This is a genomic window from Roseovarius salincola, assembly GCF_026891095.1.
Classification (GTDB): Bacteria; Pseudomonadota; Alphaproteobacteria; order Rhodobacterales; family Rhodobacteraceae; genus Roseovarius; species Roseovarius salincola.
Genome location: NZ_JAPTNL010000006.1, coordinates 78,187 through 97,770, shown reverse-complemented (window position 1 = coordinate 97,770; position 19,584 = coordinate 78,187). Strand labels below are relative to the sequence as shown.

The following is a 19,584-nucleotide window of genomic DNA, read 5'->3' as shown; positions in this document are numbered from 1 at the left end:
GATCCGGCGCAAAGTCAGCGCCCCAGGAAACCGGCATATGAGATTCATGAAACAGATCATCCGCCTTGCCGAACTCGGGTTGTTCGACTCGAGAGTGCCCCGCTACACATCCTATCCGACCGCACCGGTTTTCACCCCGGCAGTCGGTGCCACGCAACAGGCGGCCGAGCTGGCCGCGCTCGATCCGGCGGTGCCGGTCTCGGTCTATCTGCATATCCCGTTCTGCGAGCGGCTGTGCTGGTTCTGCGCCTGCCGCACGCAGGGGACCAAGACCCTGGGTCCGGTCGAAAGCTACATCGGGACGCTCGAACAGGAGCTGGCGCTGATGCGCAAGGTGCTGCCCGAGGGGTTGCGGATGGGGCGCATGCATTGGGGTGGCGGCACGCCAACCATCCTGCCGCCCGCGCTGATCCACCGCCTGGCGCAGGCGGTGAAGGCGGTGATCCCGCCGGCGGATGACTGGGAGTTCTCGGTCGAGATCGACCCGACGATGGTGGATCGCGCCAAGATCGACGCGCTGGCCCGCGAGGGCATGAACCGAGCCAGCATCGGCATTCAGGATTTCGACCCCGAGGTACAGGCGGCGATCGGGCGCATCCAGCCCTATGACATCACGAAAGCCTGCGTGGAGGACCTGCGCGCGGCGGGGATCAACTCACTCAATGCCGATCTGGTTTACGGGCTGCCGCATCAGGATCTGGTGCGGATCGACGACACGGTGAGCCGGGTGCTTGAACTGGCCCCGGATCGGGTGGCCCTGTTCGGTTACGCGCATGTGCCCTGGGTGTCGAAGCGCCAGAAGCTGATCGACGATACCGCGCTGCCGGCTGATCTGGACCGCTATCACCTGGCCGAACAGGCGGCTGCGCGGTTCCGCGCTGCGGGGTTCGACGCGATCGGCATCGACCATTTTGCGCTTCGTGACGACGGGCTGGCGCGTGCCGCCCGCGAGGGGCGCTTGCGGCGCAATTTCCAGGGTTACACCGATGACACCTGCCCCACGCTGATCGGCATGGGCGCGTCGTCGATCTCGCGCCTGCCGGGGGGCTACGTTCAGAACGCGGCCGCGACGGCGGCCTATGTGCAGCGCATCGAGGCCGGAGAGCTGGCGGGCGCGCGCGGCCATGTGATGACGCAGGACGATCTGCTGCGGGCGCGCGCCATCGAGATGCTGATGTGTGAATTTCGTCTGAACCGGCGTGAATTGCAGGCCACGTTCGGTGCGCAGGCATCCTCGCTTGATGCGACGCTGGCGCTGCTGGCGGAGCGGTACGGCGATCTGGTGGCGCTGGACGATGATGCGCTGGAGATCCGCCCGGAGGGGCGCGCACTGACGCGGATCGTGGCCAGCGCGCTTGATGCGCATATGCCCGAGGGTGTGCGTTACAGCCGCGCCTCGTGAGGCGCGGCGCAGCATCGCGACGAGACCGGCGCAGGGCGGCGTGATCCGACCTGCGCCTTTTTGCTGCTGTGTCAGTCCTCGCGCACCAGGCGAAAGCCCAGGAAATCGGGCGGCAGGCCCGCGGCGCAGCCTCCGACGCTGGCGTCGCGGATGAAGTCGATCACCGCCGCGCGGTGTCGCCCGCCCGCGATGCGCACGCCGCAATAGGGCTCGGTTTCCGCAAGGCTGCCATCCTCGAGGATGGTGCCGTTGCGAAAGCAATCGTCGGTCCATTCCCAGACATTCCCGGCCATGTCGGCCACGCCAAGGCTGTTGTCGCCAAAGCCGCCGGGCGGCCTGAGCGCCAGATTGGCGCTGCCGCGCAACAGGATACCGGATTGGTATTGCGCCAGCATCCGTTGCCCCGGATCGAGGTCCTCGGGTTCAGGCAGGGCATCGCCGTGGCGCTCGGCGGCGGCGCGCTGCCATTCGGCTTCGGTGGGCAGGCGCCATGTCATGCCGCTGCGCTGCGAGAACCAGACGGCATAGGCGCTGGCGTCCTGCCAGCTTACATGGGTCTGGGGCAGGCTGCCGCCCTGTGCGGGCACTTCGGCGCAGCCGCCATCGGCCACGCATTGCGCGTAGGCATCGCGCGTGACCTGGTGCTTCATGATCTCGAACGCCGCGACCGGCACCGTTGTCCAGCCCGGCTGGCGGGTCTTGCCCGCCTGGCTGAAATTTCCCAGCGGCCGGAAAGCGATTTCGCCTGCGGGAATGGCGACGGTCGCGGGCAGGTCCTGTGGCGGCAGCGACGGCGCGGGCGCGAGGGACTCGCGCTGCACAAGCACTCCGGCCAGCGCGGTGACGGCAAGCAATGGCAGCAACAGCAAGGATTTCATGATCCCGATCCTTTCAAGGACAAGCGGGGCGGCCGTTTTGCACGACCGCCCCACCCTGCCCGGTCTTCCGGTTGGTTCAGATTCCGGTCAGTTCGGTCGGCGCAAGCACCTGTTCCATCAGGTCGTTGTTCCAGTCGCCCTCGACCACCACATGGCCTGTCGCGCCGAGATTCACGGCCTCGATCAGGTTGTGGTTCACATAGGCGTAGACGCCCGGTTGCAGGAACTCGTAGAGCGCCGCCCCGGCGGAACCGCCACGGATGAACCAGGTTTCAAGGTCGCGTTCGGGCGGGTTGTTGAACTTGCCCGTCTCCCAGACCAGGTCGCCATGCCCACCGATCAGGTGGGGCCGGGTGTCGCGGTTGGCCTGGCTGTGGACGAACAGCACCTTTTCGCCCTGGTTGGCCTTGAGCGCGTTATCCCCGGTCAAGGCGCCGACCGAGCCGTTGAAGACAACGTGGCTGGGGATCAGCCCGTTCATCAGGTCGACCGTGTCGCCATAGCTTTCACCGACATCAGCGAAACGCATGTAGCTGCCATCGGCGTTCTTGGGAATGTAGTATTCGTTCTCGCCGATATAGTAGACGCGGTCGTATTTCACCTGCCGTCCTTCATGGTCGCGCAGGCCGTCGCGCGGCAGCACCATGATCGTGCCGGCCATGCCGGCAACCACATGCCAGGGGATCATCGGGCCGCCCGGCGCACAGTGATAGACGAAAGTGCCCGGGCGCGTCGCCTTGAAGCGCAGGATCGTCTTTTCGCCGGGATTGACCAGCGTCAGCGCCCCGCCACCAAGCGCGCCGGTGGCGGCGTGGAAGTCGATATTGTGCTGAAGCATGTTATCGACCGGGTTGATCAGGGTCAGTTCGACGTAATCGCCCTCGTGCACCACCATCATCGGGCCGGGCACCGAGCCGTCGAAAGTCATCGCCTGCAACCAGGCGTCATCGGCGACCTGCAGTTCCTTTTCGATGATCGTCATCTCGAATTCGACGATGCAAGGGTCATTGGTCGCGACCTGCTCGTGCTCGTGCACAAAGGGCGGCGCGACCAGCTCGCGGCGGATGCGCTTGAGCTTGGACAGGTCAGCGGGCGCGGCGACGGGCGTGAAGGATTCATCGGCTTTCGCGGCCTTGGCGAGGATGGGCAGGGAGGCCATTCCGGCGACCCCCATCAGTGCGGCTCTTCTCGTCAGCATTGTCATTCTCCTTTCAGGTATGAATGTCGTTTGAAAGGAGATTAGGGCCGATGCGGACACGGAACGTTGTGCAAATGCAATATAGAATGCGGAAGCGGGTGATTGAGCGCCGCAAAACCGCGTTTCGCATAAGGCCGCGCCGCCGGGGACAGGCTGTGTCTGATCGATGCGAATAATCCGATTGCAGTCCGGCGCGCATTGGTCGAGGTTTGAGCGGCGACATGCAGTCGGGCGAATTGCGCCCGGAGCATCTGCCTGCGCCCCGGGATCGCGGCGGCTTTATATCAAGACAATACAGGTGAAAGAATGAGCGGATTTCCAGTTTTTGACGGTCATAACGACCTGACCCTGCGCCTGCTTCGCGGCGATGTGACCGCCGAGGGCGTGGCCGGGGGGCTGGCGGATGGCCATATCGACAAGCCGCGCGCCAGGCGCGGCGGCTTTGGCGGGGGGATGTTCGCGATCTTCGTGCCCAGCCCCGGCAACAAGGATATCCGCCATGACGAAATGCGCAACGCGTCCTATGACATCCCCCTGCCCGACCCGGTGACGGAGGACGAGGCGCTTGCCTGGACCGAACGCGGCTTTGACGTGATGGACGACCTTGAAAGCGCGGGGGCGGTGCGGATCTGCCGGACCGCTGACGAGGTGGCGGCAACGCTGCCTGCCGACGAAATGGCCGCCGTCATTCACATCGAAGGCGCGGAGGCCATCGACCGGGAGTTCGAACGCCTGAACGCCTGGTATGATCGCGGGCTGCGCTCGCTCGGCCCGGTCTGGAGCCGCGACACCGTTTGGGGGCATGGGGTGCCCTTCCGTTATCCGTCGGATCCGGATACCGGGCCAGGGCTGACCGAGGCCGGCAAGGCCCTGATCCGGGAGTGCAACCGACTGGGCATCCTCGTCGACCTGTCGCATCTCAACGCGAAGGGGGTCGAGGACGTGGCGCGCATTTCCGATGCGCCGCTTGTGGCCACGCATTCCAACGCCTGGGCCGTCTGCCCGCATTCGCGCAACCTGACGGACCGCCAACTGGGCATGATCCGCGACAGTGATGGAATGGTGGGCATCAATTTCGCCAGCGCCTTTTTGCGGCCCGACGGACGGATGGATTCGGAGTTTGAGCTTGACATCGTGCTCAGACACTTTGACCATCTGGTCGAGAATCTGGGTGAGAACCGGGTTGGCTTTGGATCCGATTTCGACGGCGCGCTGGTTCCCGAACCCATCGGTGACTGCGCGGGCCTGCCTCATCTGCTGAGTGCGCTGCGTTCTCATGGTGTGGATGATGGTCTGATGACCAAGGTCACGCATGGAAACTGGATACGGGTCCTGCGCAATACGTGGAAAGAATAAAAATGAAACAGGCAGTTACACCATGAAGAAATCATTTGTCGCAGCTGCGGTCGCGTCATTCCTGGCCGTCGGCCTTGCCGTGCCGGTTGTCGCGGAAACGCCACCCAACATGCTGGTCATCGCCAATAGAATCGATGACATCAAGACTTTCGATCCGGCGGAGAGCTTTGAATTCGCCGGCGCCGATGTCAGCCGCAATGTCTATCAGAAGCTGGTCAATTTCGACCCGCTCGACCTTGACGCAGGATATCAGCCGCAACTGGCCGAAAGCTGGGAAATTTCCGAGGACGGCAAGACCATCACCTTCACGATGGCCGAGGGGCATGTCTTTGCCTCCGGCAATCCGGTGACGGCCCAAGATGCGGAATTTTCTCTGCGCCGTGCGGTGACGCTGAACAAGACACCGTCCTTCATCCTCACCCAGTTCGGCTTCACGCCCGAGAACGTCGAAGAGACCATCGTCGCGACGGATGACAGGACGCTCGTGCTGACGCTGGACAAGCCCTATGCGCTGTCCTTCGTGCTGAACTGCCTGACAGCGACCATCGGCGGGATCGTCGACATGGAAACCGTGATGGCGAATGAAACCGATGGCGACATGGGGAATGACTGGCTGCGCACGAACACCGCCGGGTCCGGCCCCTACAAGGTGGTGGAATGGCGCCCGAGCGAAAGCGTGCTGCTGGACCTCAACCCGAATTATGGCGGCGAGACACCGGCGATGGAGCGGGTGATCGTTCAGCACATCCAGGAAAGCGCCACACAGCGCCTTCAGCTTGAGCGCGGCGATATCGACGTGGCGCGCAACCTGTCGCCCGAAGACGTTGCGGGCCTTGAGGATGCCGAAGGCGTCAAGATCGTCGACGAGCTGCGCGGCCGCCTGATGTACTGGGCCGCCAACCAGAAGAAAGAGATGCTGTCGGACCCGAAGGTTCTGGAGGCACTGAAGCTGGCGACCGATTACGAGGGCATGTCGGATTCATTCCTCAAGGGGCAGTATACCGTGCATCAGGCATTCCTGCCGCGCACGTTCCTTGGGGCGCTGGAGGAAACGCCCTATTCGTTCGACATGGACGCCGCCAAGGCGGCCTTGGCCGAGTCGGCGCATCCCGACTGCGGGCCGATCAAGATCTCGGTGCGCGACGCGCAGGAACGTCTGGATATCGGCCAGTCGCTTCAGAACACCTGGGGTGAGTTGGGCTGCGATATCGAGCTGATTGTCGGGACCGGGGCGCAGACGCTGGATCGCTATCGCGCGCGCGAGCATGACATCTATCTTGGTGCATGGGGGCCGGACTATCCCGACCCCAATACCAACGCCGGGACATTCGCGGTCAATCCCGACAATTCGGACGAGGCGGGCGCAACCGGCCTGCTGGCATGGCGCAATGCCTGGGGCATCCCCGAAATGACCGAAAAGACCCTTGCCGCGGTGGTCGAGAACGACACCGACGCCCGCCGCGAGATGTATCGCGAATTGCAGCGCGAGCATCAACAGGTCAGCCCGTTCGGCGTGATGTTCCAGCAGATCGAACAGAACGGCATGAATGAAAGTGTCGAGAACTTCGTGGCCGGTGGTGCGACCACCGCGGTTTCCTACTGGGTCATCACCAAGTAAATGGCGGATACGACACATGGGGAGGGACGGCCCGGGCCGTCCCTCCCGCCTTGGCTGAAGAAGACCCTGGCCACGCTGGCAACCGTGGCGGCGACGATCCTCGGCCTTCTTTTCGTGACATTCATGATCGGCCGGGTGATGCCGATTGACCCGGTTCTGGCGGTCATCGGTGAACGGGCGACGCAGGAGCAATACAACCAGACCTTCCGCGATCTCGGGCTGGACAAGCCGCTGCTGGTGCAGTTCTGGATCTATGTCACCGATGTTCTTCAGGGTGATCTGGGCAAATCCATCCGCACCGGCCAGGAGGTCACGACCGACATCGCGCGCGTGTTTCCCGCAACGCTGGAACTGGCGACGCTGGGCACGCTGTTCGGCGTCGTTCTGGGTGTTCCGCTGGGTGTCATAGCGGCCGTGCGCCGCGGAAGCTGGATCGACCAGCTGGCGCGCTTCGTCGGGCTGATCGGGTATTCGATGCCGATCTTCTGGCTGGGCCTTGTGGGACTGCTGATCTTTTACGGGATACTGGGCTGGGTGTCCGGCCCGGGACGGCTCGGCATTTTCTACCAGGGCATTGTCGAACCGATCACCGGGATGCTGCTTCTGGACAGCGCGCTGCGCGGCGAGTGGGCGGTTTTTCGCAGCGCGTTTTCGCACATCATCCTGCCGGCGTCCCTGCTGGGCTATTTCAGCCTCGCCTATATCAGCCGGATGACGCGGTCCTTCATGCTCGAACAGCTTGGATCGGAATATGTCATCACCGCCAGGGTCAAGGGCCTGAGCGAGTGGCAGGTGGTCTGGGGACATGCCTTTCGCAACATCCGCATCCAACTGGTCACGGTGATCGCGCTGGCCTATGCGAACCTGCTGGAGGGCTCCGTGCTGACCGAGATCATCTTCGCCTGGCCCGGCCTTGGGCAGTATATCACCACATCGCTGCTGGCCAATGACATGAACTCGGTGCTGGGCGGAACGATCGTCATCGGCACGATCTTCGTGGCGATCAATATCTTCTCCGACCTGCTGTACCGCTTTTTCGATCCGAGGTCCAAATGAGTGCATCCCAAGGGCTACGCGACTGGCTTCTGGCCGAAGAGCCGACCTCGCGGCGGCAGGCGCGCTTCGCCGCCTGGTACAAGGGCTGGCTGACGCTCAGGTCGAACACGCTGGCGATGCTGGGGCTTTTCGTGCTGGCCTTTCTGATCCTCGCGGCCATCTTCGCACCGTTCCTTGCAACGCATGATCCCTTTGCACAGGACCTGGGGCAGCGATTGCTGGCGCCGGGCGTGAACGGCCATCTTTTCGGCACCGACAGTCTTGGACGAGACATCTATTCAAGGCTGCTTTACGGGGCGCGGATCTCGATCTACATCGTCGCGCTTGTCGTCATGGTCGCGCCGGTCGTCGGGCTGATCATGGGGACCGTCTCGGGCTATGCAGGTGGCTGGATCGACGTGGTCCTGATGCGGGTGACCGACATCTTCCTGGCCTTTCCGCGGCTGATCCTTGCGCTGGCCTTTGTCGCCGCACTCGGCGCGGGCATCGAAAACGCGGTACTGGCGATTTCACTGACGGCATGGCCCCCCTATGCCCGTATCGCACGGGCCGAGACCCTGACTATCCGCAATACCGATTTCATCCACGCGATCAAGCTGCAGGGGGCGGGGCCGTTCCGCATCGTCACGCGCCATATCTGGCCGCTATGCATATCTTCGCTGGTCATCCGGGTCACGCTGGACATGGCAGGAATCATCCTGACGGCGGCGGGACTCGGCTTTCTGGGACTGGGGGCGCAACCGCCCAGCCCGGAATGGGGCGCGATGATATCGGGGGGGCGCAAATACATCCTCGATTACTGGTGGGTCGCGACGGTCCCCGGAATCGCCATCTTCGCCATCAGTCTCGCCTTCAACCTGCTGGGCGACGGGATGCGCGACGTGCTTGACCCGAAAGAGGACAATTCATGAGCGATGATGCCCCCCTTCTGGATGTGGAAAACCTGTGGGTCCGTTTTCGTACGCGATCAGGCGTGTTCGACGCGGTGCGCGGCGTGTCCTTTACCCTGGGCAAGGAACGCCTTGGCATCGTAGGTGAAAGCGGCTCGGGGAAATCCATGACCGGCCGCGCCATCCTGCGGCTGATCCGTCCGCCGGGCATGATCGAGGCCGACAAGCTGGAAATGCATGGCGAGGATATCCTGAGCGCGCCGGAAAAACGCATGCGCCAGCTCAGGGGCGGGCGCGTCTCGATGATCATGCAGGATCCGAAGTTTTCGCTGAACCCGGTGATGAGCGTCGGCCAGCAACTGGTCGAGGCGTTGCGCGCCCATGAAAATGTGTCGCGCGGCGAGGCGCGCCGCCGTGCGCTGGCGATGCTGGACGAAGTGGCGATCCGCGACCCGGAACGGGTCTATGACCTTTACCCGCACGAAGTGTCCGGCGGCATGGGGCAACGGATCATGATCGCCATGATGCTGCTGCCCAATCCCGAAATCCTGATCGCGGACGAACCCACTTCGGCGCTGGACGTGTCGGTGCAGCTTCAGGTGCTGGACATCATCGACAAACTGGTGCGCGACCGCGGCATGGGCCTGATGTTCATCAGCCATGACCTCAATCTTGTGGCCAAGTTCTGCGACCGGATCGTCATCATGTATGCCGGCCGGATCGTCGAGACGTGCAAGGCAAGCGAGCTGGGCAACGCGCGCCATCCCTACACGCTTGGCCTGCTCAATTCAGTGCCCGATCTGGAACACCCGCGCGACCGGCTCGAGGTGCTGAAACGCGATCCCGAGTGGCGAAAAGCCCCGTCCGTGAGTGCGCGGCAATGAGCGCGCTGACGGTCTCGGGTCTGAATGTCTGGTTCGGCACGGACCGGGCCTATGCCGTGCGCGATGTGAGTTTCGATGTCGCTCGGGGCGAGAGTTTCGGGCTTGTCGGCGAAAGCGGCTCGGGCAAATCCACGATCCTGCGCGCCATCGCCGGGCTGGTTCCCACCTGGTCGGGGACGATGATGGTGGATGGTGAAACGCTTGGCCCGCGTCGCAGCAAGGCGTTCTACAGCAAGGTGCAGATGGTGTTCCAGGATCCCTATGCGTCCCTGCACCCGCGTCAGACCGTGGATCGCGTGCTATCCGAAGCGATGAGTTTGCATGGCGTGAAGGACATCAATACGCGGATCGGGCGCTTGCTGGACGATGTCGGCCTTGGGCCGGGGTTCCGCTTTCGCTATCCACACCAGTTGTCGGGTGGGCAGCGACAACGCGTCGCCATCGCCCGCGCCCTGGCCTGCGACCCATCTATCCTGTTGCTGGACGAGCCGACCTCGGCGCTGGATGTTTCGGTCCAGGCGGAGATCCTGAACCTTCTGGTGGACCTGCGGCGCGAACACAAGCTGACATATATCATGGTCTCGCATGACCTGGGCGTGGTGGGCCATCTGTGCGAACGGATCGCGGTGATGCAGCAAGGCGCGTTCGAGGAGGTCCTGAGCGTCGCGGAAATGCGTCGTCTAGAGGCGAAATCGCCCTACACGCGACACTTGCTGAAAAGCTCGATCAAGTCGATCCGCTGAGTTCAGGGTGAGGTGTCAAACCGCTGACCTGAGACCTGGGCACAAAAGGGGTAACGAGCGACCCAGATTCATCGCTTGACAGAAAAACACCCGATCAAGCCTACTGGGCTGAGCCTGTGATCAAAGCGACAGGGGCACAAGCAAGATGAAAAGCGACAAGGAAGTAATTCGTAATTTATTGATATAAATGACTGTCCTACATTTCCGGGACGACCAGATCATGCCCCTTCACAAAGGTGGCGTTGGTATCGATGCCTTCAGGTATCGCTCGTTTGCCCGTTCTTTGAAGAAGAAGGAAACAATATAATGACCGATCCGATTTACGCTCTCGACCCTTCCACCCTTCATATTTCCAATTCACTTGCCAAGGAGACTGGTGCGCGCCTTGCGGCCCAGTATCAAGGTAAGAAACCCTATGACTACGGTTGTTTCGATAACTTCCTGCCGCTTGATGTCGTGGAGCGTGTGCGAGAAGAAGCACTTTCGGCCGGCTCCAAGGACGCCGAGAACGCCAGCGGCAACGAGAAGCTCAAGACATCCTTCAAGCCCTATGACCTGCCCCCCTACACGAAGGCGGTGTTTCATGCCCTGAGTGCGCGCCCCTTTATCCAGTTTCTCGAAGAGATGTCGGGCATCAAAGGATTGATTCCGGACCCCTATTACCTGGGTGGGGGTATCCACCGGACAGAAACCGGGGGCTTCCTCGATATCCACGCGGATTTCGATCATCATAAAGCGATGAATCTGGAGCGCCGCCTGAACGTCCTGATTTACCTGAATCCGGACTGGAAAGAAGAGTATGGTGGGTCATTCGAAGTCTGGACCGATGACATGTTCGAGAAGGTCGCGGGCTTTACGCCGGTCATGAACCGGATGTGCTGTTTTTCGACCGGGCGAGATACCATGCATGGCAATCCCGAACCGGTGAACCATCCAGATGACGAGCCTCGCCTTTCGATAGCGCTTTATTACTACACCGCAACCTGGGAAGAGGGTCGAACCGCGCAATCCACTGTCTTCAAGCCGCGCCCGGGCAAGAGTGACGCAAAAAGCAATGAGGCCGTGCTTCGCGTCGTGCGAGATCTCGTGCCGCCTCTGATCTATCGAAAGTCCCGTAATCTCGTTCGCAGGTTCAAAAGTTGAGCCGCGATGGCGGATCTCTGGCCATTGCAAACGAGGTGAAATGATCCGACGGGATCAGGCGTGGGAAAATAAGCGTGAGATTTGCCCGCTCTGTGCATTTTGGGCGGCACTTCTGTGCGTGAGTTGTCGGCCCTGGTGTGCAGCGCTGTCATGATGACGATACCGCATCAGACCAAGCGTTTTCGCATGTCTCGAATCTCCGGCCATCGATACAGATTTGCGCGATACTGCAATGATCGCCAAAGTACGCGCGGCGTGCGGCTCATGGAAGCGCCACTGTCGGACAATACCGAGTGGGTTTGCCAATTGCCCCGTCATCCGGTCAGAAGCGCGGATCAATCATGCCATATGTTAGTTTCGCTCCGCCAAAGGTGAGAATTAATACCGCAGGAGCGCGTTAGCGCATCTTGCCTTGGGGTCTCGCTTGGCGCAGCCTTGAAGCTGCATTCCGATCCCTGCACCGCTGATCGCGGACGGGGATCCATCACGCAGGTCAGAGGGCAAGGGGCAAGCATCATGCTGCATTTCGAGCGATCAGAATTCGACATGAGACTGGCAGCGGCGCGCAAGCTCATGAAACGCGACGGTCTTGATGCCCTGCTGGTCTTTTCCCAGGAAAGCCATTTCTACCTGACAGGGTTCGACACCAAGGGTTTCGTGTTCTTTCAATGCGCGCTGGTGACGGCGGACGAAGCGCCGGTGATCCTGTTGACGCGCCGTCCCGATCTGGAACAGGCGCGGCGCACTTCGATCATCGAGGATATCCGCCTGTGGTACGATGCGCCGGGGGCGGACCCGACCTCTCAATTGCAGGACATCATGACCGAGAAAGGGTTGAAGGGCGCGCGGGTGGGCGTCGAGTTGCGCAGCTTCGGGCTGACCGGCGACAATCACCAGTTGTTGCGCCAGCGGTTTGAGGGTTGGTGCGCGCTGGTTGACGCATCGCATCTGGTGCGCGAATTGCGCCTGATCAAGTCCGAGACCGAGATCGCTTATGTCCGGCGGGCCGCCGAACTGGCCGACCAGTCCCTTGAGGCGATGGTCGACGCCGCTGGCCCCGGCGTGTTCGAGGGCCGCATCGCCGCCGCCGGGATCGCGCCGATCCTCGAGGGTGGCGGCGACATGCCACCATCGGGGCCGGTTCTGGGTTCGGGCGACCGGGCGTTGCTGGTGCGCAGCGCCACGGGATACCGGCACCTGGACGCCGAGGACCAACTGACCATCGAACATGCGGGCAGCTACCGCCACTATTGTGCTTGCCTGATGCGGACGTTGACCATCGGCAAGGCAGGTACGGCGCATCGCGCCATGTTCGATGCGACGCGCGACGCCCTCGCCGCCATGACCGACGCCGCGCGCAGCAGCAACACCATCGGGCAGATCGACGACGCGCATCGCGCCACATTCGACGCGGCGGGTTATGGGGAGGTGCGCATGTCGGCCTGCGGCTATTCCCTGGGCGCGACCTATTCGCCCTCCTGGATGGACGTGCCGCCGATCATCCATTCCGGCAACGACATGCCGATCCGCGCCGGGATGATCCTTTTCCTGCATGCGATCCTGATCGACGGGCCGGGCAACCTTGCCATGTCGGCGGGCTACACGATCCTGACTCGCGATAACGGCGAGGCGCCCGAGGTTCTGAGCCGCCTGCCGCTGGAGCTGATCAGCCGCTAGCGGCGTCTCCCGGCGCGTTCGAGCCGGTCACGCAGCCATGCCCAGCCGATCGCCCCGGCCATTGCCGGGCGGCGCAGCGCGTGGAAGGGTAGCGGGCGCATGGGCGTCACGGGCAGCGGCAGGCCGTCGGTGCTGTCCCGCATCACCGCCCCGGCGAGCGCCTTGCCCACGGCAGGGGCGATGGCCACGCCGCGCCCGCTGAACCCGATTACCGCCCAGAAACCCGGCTCGGGGTGATGAACACGCAGGGCGCGTTCGGGCGTCAGATCGACCTGCCCGGCCCAGCGATATCGCAATGGAATGTCGCCGATCTGCGGGAAATACTGCCGCATGGTGGCTTCGAGCCGTGCGAGATGGGCGGGTTTCATCGCCTCGCCCCCGGTCGAGCCGCGCCCGCCAAAGACCAGGCGGCCTTCCTCGTTCAGGCGGAAATAGAGCAGCAGGCGGCGCGTATCGCTGACGACGTGATCCTTGGGCAGGATCGTAGCGCGCAGATCGGCAGGCAGCGGTTCGGTAGCGATCTGGAGCGACTGCATCGGCAGGATGCTGCGCCGCAAGGCTGGCACCAAGTCGTCTGAATAGGCCCCTGTCGCCAACACGATCTGATTGCAGCGCACAGCACCGAGGGGCGTGGTGACCCGCCATCCATCGCCTTGGCGCGCGATCCGCCGGGCAGGGCTGGCGGCATGAAGGCGTGCGCCGGCGCGCTGCGCCGCACGCGCCATCCCGCGCGCCAGTGACATCGGGTTGAGCCCGCCGCCGCTGGGATCGAGATAGCCGGCGACATAATCATTGCAGCCGGTCAGCGCCGCGACCTCGTCGCGTCCCAGCATACGCACATCGCGCCCGCGTGCCTGCCATTGGCGCGCACGTCCCTCGATCGCGGGCAGCGCGGATTGCGAATGCACCGCATGAATCCACCCATCACGGTGGAACGCGCAATCGATTTCGTGACGCGCGATCAGGTCGGCGACAAGATCGCCGCCGCCCGCACCCAAATCGGCCATTGCCCCGCCCAGGTCAGGGCCATGGCGCGCGATCAGGTCTTCGGGATTGTCCTTGAAACAGGGAATCAGCTGACCGCCATTGCGCCCCGATGCGCCCCAGCCGAAGCCATGCGACTCGAGCAGCATCGTGTCGCAGCCGCCCTCGGCCAGGTGAAGCGCGCAGGAGAGTCCGCAGAATCCGCCGCCAATGACCACGACATCCGCGCGCTCTTCGGCCGCGAGGGCGGGCGCATCGGGTTCAGGCTGCGCGGTGGCCTGCCAGAGCGAATCCGGCGGCACGGCGCGGATCACTGTCCGGACCCGACGCTCAGGTAATCCCAGGCCGAAAGAACATGGGTGCGCACGACATGCAGAAACTCTTCGATATCCACATGCTCGTCATGCGAGCCCATGCCATGCGGATAAGGTCCGTAGACATAGGCCGGCACGCCGTGATGACGCCATAGGCGCGCATCGGTACCGCCGAGGCTCACGATCGGTGTCGGGCGGGGATGGCCGAAGGCCTCGACATTGCGTTGCAGGATGGAAACCATCTCGTGATAAGGGTCGCACCAGGAGGGCGCATCGCCGCCCGCCACCTCCCATTCGACGCCCGGATGGCGCGCGGCGATCTCGTCGATCCGGGGCAGAAGATCGGACTTGTCCATGCCCACGGGCAAGCGCAGATCGGCGGTAAAGCGACATTCCGTGGGGATCATATTGGCCTTTTCGCCCCCCTTGATCAGGCCGATATTGAGCGTCACGCGCGAGACCAGATCGCCCGCACCCGCGCCCATCATCCGGTCCATCACCGGGCGGCCCGCGTCCACCGCGCTGGCGACGTTATGGGGCAGGTCGCCTTCGAGTTCAGTCAGTTCCTCAAGATCGCGCGCGACGGCCATCGCCACCTTTGTGGCGCTTTCGGTGGCATGCACATAGGCGCCATGCGCGCCCTTGGCGCGGACCGTGAATTCAACCCAGAGCGGGCCGCGTTCACCGAAGCGGATCGATTCCGGACCGCCGGGTTCGCCATTCAGAAGGCAGTCGCCATGCACCTCGGGGTGATGTTCCATCAGGTAACGTGCGCCCCAGGGGCCAAAGGTTTCCTCGTCCGAGACGCAGGTCAGGGTCAGCGTGCCGCAAAGGTCGGGCTGCAACCGGCTGAGCAGGCAATAAGTGATGATCGAAGCGGTGGTGCCCGGCTTCATGTCGCAGGCACCACGGCCATAGATCTTGCCGTCGGCCTCCTCGCCGGCCCAAGGATCATGGCTCCAGCCGTGATGATCCTCTGGGACGGGAAAGACATCCATGTGACCGTTCAGCACCAGGTGCCGCCCGGGCGCGCCACCTTCCAGCGCCGACACGATATTGGGCATCCGGGGATGCGGGTCAATGACGCGATAGTCAAGCCCCGCCGCATCGAGACGATCACGCACCACCTGCGCCGCATCAAGCGTATCGCCGGGGGGATTGGGCGAGCGCGCACGCAGGAAAGCCTTGAGCAACGCGATGATTTCGTCGCGCTCTTCGTCGAGCCAGTCGAGGATGCGCTCGCGGCCCTGTTCGTGTTTCGAGGTCATGAACGGCTCCTTTCAATCTGATCGCGCAGGCGGAACCACATCAGGATGAGCGGCAGCACCCAGGGGTTGCCACGATAGCCGGGGAAGGTTGGAAAGCGCCCCTCGGCGAAGGCGCTTTCGCTATTGCCCCGCAGCATCATGCGCGCCGTCTGATAGCCCATCCAGGTCTGCATCGCGACGCCGCTGCCCTGACAGCCGAGCGCGAAATGCACGCCCTCGTGTTCGCCCAGATGCGGGATGAAGTCGAAGGTGAAGGCGACGTGGCCGTTCCAGCTATGGCTGATGCGCACATCTTCGAGCTGCGGCCAGACCCGTGTCATCACCCTGTGCAGGCGGCGCGCGCTTTCGCGCGGGTCCATCGCCGCCGTGCCGACGCGCCCGCCCCACAGAACCCGCTTGTGATCGGGCGACAGGCGGAAATAGCTGAGAACCCGGCGGGTATCGGCAAGGCCACGGGCATTGGGCACCAGTTCGCGCGCCAGTTCGGGGGGGATTTCCTCGGTGGCGATCAGGAAGCTCGCGACCGGGACGACCCGGCGGCGGAACCATGGCGCCTCGCGTCCGGTATAGCCGTTGGTGCCCAGCATGACCTTGTCGGCGCGGATCGTGCCCCGATCGGTTTCTATGCGCCAGCCATCCGGGCCGCGCGTCATGCCCGTCATGTGGGTCTGCCCCAGCAGGGTCGCACCTGCGCGCTGCGCCGCGTCGGCCAGCCCGCGCACATATTTCGCCGGATGGATCGTCGCGGCACCCTCGGCCACCTGGCCGCCGCGATAGAAATCGCTGCCGACCTCCTCGCGCTGGCGTTCGGGCGGGACCATGCGCACAGGTTCGCCGGTCAGTTCCTCGGTCAGTTCGGCGCTGCGCGCCAACGCATCGTAATGCCCCCGCGTCCAGGCGCAGGAGAACCGCCCGACCCGCGCGAAATCGCAGTCGATCCCCTCGCGCGTGATCAGATCGTCAATGAAGGGCAGCGTGCCGGCCGCCTCTTGCATGAGCCGGGTTGCGCGTTCCCGGCCGACTTCCTTGACCAGCCCCTTTTCGGCATGTTTGAGCCCGCCGGACACCAGCCCGCCGTTGCGCGAGCTGGCACCCTGCCCGATCCTCTTGGTGTCGAGCACAGCGCATTCGGTCCCATTGCGCGCCAGTTCCAGCGCGCAGGACAGCCCCGCATAGCCGCCACCGATGATGCAGACATCGACCCGGCCCGGCATGGTCTGGGCTGCGCCGATGCCGGGGCGCGCCGCATCCCACCAGTAGGGCTGCGCCTTGAAATCGGCGGTAAAGATGTGATCGTCGCTCATGACCGGGCCTCAATCCCGTTTCGATTGCAGAAATTGCGAGAGAGCAAGAAGCAGGATCGACAGCCCGATCAGCAGGGTCGAGATGGCCGCGATGGTCGGGTCGATCTCGTCGCGCAATGCCAGGAACATCCGCCGTGTCAGAGTCGCCTTGTCTCCGCCTGCGATCAGCAGGGCGATGACCACCTCGTCAAGCGAGATGATGAAGGCCAGAAGCGCCGCCGACAGGACCGAGTTGCGGATCTGCGGCAGTGTCACGGTCAGGAAGGCCCAGGGGCGCGATGCGCCCATGGAGCGCGCGACCATCTCCTGGTTGATGTCGAAGTTGCGCATCCCCGCCGTCACGGTGATCAACACCAGCGGAATGGCCAGGATCGAATGCGCCAGCACCAGTCCGAGGATCGTCGAGTTCAGCCCCACCGGCGCGAAGGTCAGGAAAATCCCGACCGCCAGCAGGATCACCGGGATGATCATCGGCAGGGTCAACAACACCGAGACGTATTTGCCCGCCTTGACCCGGCTGACATGCAGCCCGTAGGCCGCCAGCGTCCCGGTAATCGTGGCGACCACCATGGTCAGCCCCGCCACCTGCAGCGAGACCACAGTCGCGCGTCGCCATTCAAGCGAGCCAAGATAGGCCTCATACCAGCGCAGGGACCAAGACTCCGGCGGGAACTGAAGATAGCGCGAATCCGAGAAGCTCATCGGCACCACCAGAAGCGTCGGCGCGACAAGGAACACGATCACCAGCGCGCAGACGACATAGAGCCACAAGCGTTGCAGGTGGGTGATCTGGGTTGCGGTTGCGGCTTTCCTGAGCATCTCAGCGTCCTCCCGCGCCGGCGAAGGCACCGGTCAGCCGCCCCAGCAGCCACAGGATACCCAGCGTCATCACCAGAAGCACGACCCCCAGCGCGCTGGCCGCGCCCCAATCGCCATAAACGGCCATGGAGCGTTCGATCTGCATGGCCCACATCATCACGCGCCCGCCGCCCAAGAGGGCCGGCGTGACATAAAATCCGAGCGACAGCACGAACACCAGAATGACCCCTGCGCCGAGGCCTGGCAGGGTCAGGGGCACGTAGATTTCCCAGAAAGCCCGCGTCGGCGAAGCACCGAGGTTGGACGCCGCTTTCATCAGGTCGAAATCGATCGTCTTCATGCTGGCGTAGAGCGGCAGGACAAGGAACGGCAGCATGATATGCACCATGCCGATCGTCGTGCCGGTGAAATTGTGCACCAGCTTCAGCGGCGTGTCGATCAGCCCCATATCCATCAGCCAGGTATTGATGACCCCGCGCCGTTGCAGCAGCACCAGCCACGCATAGGTACGCACCAGAAGCGAGGTCCAGAATGGAAACAGCACGCAGAGCATGACCAGGCTGGCCCAGCGCGGACTGAGCTGCGAGGCCACGTAGGACAACGGATAGCCCAGCAGGATGCACAGCCCGGTCACCAGGAAGGCCAGCTCGAAAGTGGTGATCAGGGTTTCCTTGTAGGCAGGGTGCAGAAGGCGGGTATAATTCTCGAGCGTGAATCCGTCAGAGCCGTAAACCGATAGCCAGAACAACCAGCCCATCGGCAGAAGCACCAGTGTCCCCACAAGAATGAAGGCGGGCAGAGACAGCGCCAGAAGCCTGCTCTGCTCGCCGCGTGCCTGAGATCTGAGCGCGCGGCGGTTAGTGGGTTCGGCGGCGGAATCGTTGGCTGGGGTGGTCCGCGTCATGATGAACCGTCCCCCTCGGGCAGGATCACGGTATCCTGAACCAGCCAGCCAAGCTGGATATCGCTGCCGGGCGCGAGCTCGGTTTCATCGCTGCGGTGCTGGCGGCGCACAGCGAGTTCGCGCTCGCCCTCGACGGTCACATAGGTCACGACACTGTCGCCCTGAAAGACGTGCTGGCGCACCTTGCCCGAAAGCCGGTTCATCCCGGGATCGGGGTCACCCTCGAACATGTGCAGGATTTCGGGCCGCAGGATCAGCGACTGGTTCTTATCGCCATGGGCAAGCGGTGCGCCGGTCTCGATCGGCTGACCGAACAGCGTGACGGAATCGCCCGCCACCTCGACCGGCAGAGAGAATGTCTCGCCGATGAAGTTCGCAACGAAATAGGTCTCGGGTTTCTCGTAAAGGGCGCGCGGGCCATCGACCTGCTGGATCCGCCCGTCATTGATGACGGCGATCCGGTCCGACATGGTCAGGGCCTCGCGCTGGTCATGGGTCACATAGACGGTTGTGATGCCAAGCTGCTCGTGCAGGCGGCGGACCTCGAACTGCATCTGTTCGCGCAGGTTCTTGTCGAGCGCGGATAGCGGCTCGTCCATCAGCAGGATACGCGGCTCGAAGATGATCGCGCGGGCCAGCGCGACGCGCTGGCGCTGTCCGCCCGAAAGCTCCTGGATATCACGGTGGCCAAGGCCGCCAAGCTGAACGAGGTCAAGGGCGCGTTCCACACGTTCACGGATTTCGGCCTTGCCGACGCGGCGCAATTTGAGCGGATAGGCCAGATTCTCGGCGACCGTCATATGCGGAAAGAGGGCGTAGTTCTGAAACACCATGCCGATGTCGCGCTTGTGGGGCGGCAACAGCAGAATTTCCTTGTCGCCAAAAGTGACCGATCCTGAATCAGGGCGTACGAAACCGGCCAGCACCATCAGAAGCGTGGTCTTGCCCGAGCCCGACGGCCCCAGAAGGGTCATGAATTCGCCACTGCGGATGTCGATGCTGACATCGTCCAGCGCCCGGAATGCCCCGTAGGACTTGACCAGCGACTTGACCGAGATCGGCAGCGAATGGTCCTGGGCGGAGGCAGCGGAAGCGTCGCCCGGCCCGGCGAATGCCGGGCCGGTGTCGGAGCTTGCGTCATGCATC

Annotated in this window: 17 protein-coding genes; 9 read left to right on the top strand and 8 right to left on the bottom strand. The window is 63.4% G+C overall.

Annotated elements, in window-relative coordinates:
- The first annotated feature begins 46 nt into the window (after positions 1-46).
- On the top strand, positions 47-1,402 hold the full coding sequence (hemN, locus tag N5A93_RS09065; protein WP_268954830.1) for an oxygen-independent coproporphyrinogen III oxidase: 1,356 nt from the start codon (positions 47-49) through the stop codon (positions 1,400-1,402).
- A gap of 71 nt (positions 1,403-1,473) precedes the next feature.
- On the opposite strand, the gene N5A93_RS09060 is transcribed toward hemN, so the two are convergent.
- Together N5A93_RS09060 and nirK are read right to left on the bottom strand one after the other, a co-directional pair.
- Entirely contained in the window at positions 1,474-2,280 is an 807-nt protein-coding gene (locus N5A93_RS09060) for a formylglycine-generating enzyme family protein (protein ID WP_268954763.1), read from the bottom strand.
- A 76-nt stretch (positions 2,281-2,356) separates the two neighbouring features.
- The gene (gene nirK, locus N5A93_RS09055; RefSeq protein ID WP_268954762.1) at positions 2,357-3,478 is read right to left on the bottom strand and encodes a copper-containing nitrite reductase; all 1,122 of its coding nucleotides are present in this window, start codon (positions 3,476-3,478) and stop codon (positions 2,357-2,359) included.
- 306 nt (positions 3,479-3,784) lie between these two features.
- On the opposite strand from nirK, the gene N5A93_RS09050 reads away from it, so the two are divergent.
- The 8 genes from N5A93_RS09050 to N5A93_RS09015 all read left to right on the top strand — a co-directional run bounded on the left by N5A93_RS09050 (position 3,785) and on the right by N5A93_RS09015 (position 12,845).
- On the top strand, positions 3,785-4,834 hold the full coding sequence (locus tag N5A93_RS09050) for a dipeptidase (protein WP_268954761.1): 1,050 nt from the start codon (positions 3,785-3,787) through the stop codon (positions 4,832-4,834).
- A gap of 22 nt (positions 4,835-4,856) precedes the next feature.
- Entirely contained in the window at positions 4,857-6,452 is a 1,596-nt protein-coding gene (locus tag N5A93_RS09045) for an ABC transporter substrate-binding protein (protein ID WP_268954760.1), read from the top strand.
- A complete protein-coding gene (locus N5A93_RS09040; protein ID WP_268954759.1) occupies positions 6,453-7,508 on the top strand; it encodes an ABC transporter permease in 1,056 nt (351 codons plus the stop codon). It begins immediately after the preceding gene.
- A complete protein-coding gene (locus N5A93_RS09035; RefSeq protein ID WP_268954758.1) occupies positions 7,505-8,419 on the top strand; it encodes an ABC transporter permease in 915 nt (304 codons plus the stop codon). The genes N5A93_RS09040 and N5A93_RS09035 overlap by 4 nt, the downstream gene beginning before the upstream one ends.
- On the top strand, positions 8,416-9,282 hold the full coding sequence (locus tag N5A93_RS09030; protein WP_268954757.1) for an ABC transporter ATP-binding protein: 867 nt from the start codon (positions 8,416-8,418) through the stop codon (positions 9,280-9,282). Before N5A93_RS09035 ends, N5A93_RS09030 begins: the two co-directional genes overlap by 4 nt.
- Positions 9,279-10,025, top strand: a complete 747-nt coding sequence (locus tag N5A93_RS09025; RefSeq protein WP_268954756.1) for an ABC transporter ATP-binding protein — start codon at positions 9,279-9,281, stop codon at positions 10,023-10,025. Before N5A93_RS09030 ends, N5A93_RS09025 begins: the two co-directional genes overlap by 4 nt.
- Positions 10,026-10,331: 306 nt before the next feature.
- Complete coding sequence (locus tag N5A93_RS09020; protein ID WP_268954755.1) at positions 10,332-11,168, top strand: 2OG-Fe(II) oxygenase; 837 nt, start codon at positions 10,332-10,334, stop codon at positions 11,166-11,168.
- 516 nt (positions 11,169-11,684) lie between these two features.
- Positions 11,685-12,845, top strand: a complete 1,161-nt coding sequence (locus N5A93_RS09015; protein ID WP_268954754.1) for a M24 family metallopeptidase — start codon at positions 11,685-11,687, stop codon at positions 12,843-12,845.
- Here N5A93_RS09015 and N5A93_RS09010 read toward each other — a convergent pair.
- Genes N5A93_RS09010 through N5A93_RS08985 form a run of 6 tightly spaced genes read right to left on the bottom strand, consistent with a single transcriptional unit; the run spans position 12,842 to position 19,583 of the window.
- Positions 12,842-14,143, bottom strand: a complete 1,302-nt coding sequence (locus N5A93_RS09010; protein WP_268954753.1) for an NAD(P)/FAD-dependent oxidoreductase — start codon at positions 14,141-14,143, stop codon at positions 12,842-12,844. The two genes, N5A93_RS09015 and N5A93_RS09010, sit on opposite strands and share 4 nt — an antisense overlap.
- Positions 14,140-15,411: a M20/M25/M40 family metallo-hydrolase gene (locus tag N5A93_RS09005; RefSeq protein WP_268954752.1), complete on the bottom strand. Its 1,272-nt coding sequence runs from the start codon at positions 15,409-15,411 to the stop codon at positions 14,140-14,142. The genes N5A93_RS09010 and N5A93_RS09005 overlap by 4 nt, the downstream gene beginning before the upstream one ends.
- Positions 15,408-16,715 carry an NAD(P)/FAD-dependent oxidoreductase gene (locus tag N5A93_RS09000; RefSeq protein ID WP_268954751.1) on the bottom strand — a complete coding sequence of 436 codons (1,308 nt, stop codon included), beginning with the start codon at positions 16,713-16,715 and terminating at the stop codon, positions 15,408-15,410. Before N5A93_RS09000 ends, N5A93_RS09005 begins: the two co-directional genes overlap by 4 nt.
- A gap of 9 nt (positions 16,716-16,724) precedes the next feature.
- The gene (locus N5A93_RS08995; RefSeq protein WP_268954750.1) at positions 16,725-17,534 is read right to left on the bottom strand and encodes an ABC transporter permease; all 810 of its coding nucleotides are present in this window, start codon (positions 17,532-17,534) and stop codon (positions 16,725-16,727) included.
- A 1-nt stretch (position 17,535) separates the two neighbouring features.
- Complete coding sequence (locus N5A93_RS08990; RefSeq protein ID WP_268954749.1) at positions 17,536-18,438, bottom strand: ABC transporter permease; 903 nt, start codon at positions 18,436-18,438, stop codon at positions 17,536-17,538.
- A complete protein-coding gene (locus N5A93_RS08985) occupies positions 18,435-19,583 on the bottom strand; it encodes an ABC transporter ATP-binding protein (RefSeq protein WP_268954748.1) in 1,149 nt (382 codons plus the stop codon). The genes N5A93_RS08990 and N5A93_RS08985 overlap by 4 nt, the downstream gene beginning before the upstream one ends.
- Between the last annotated feature and the right edge of the window lies 1 nt (position 19,584).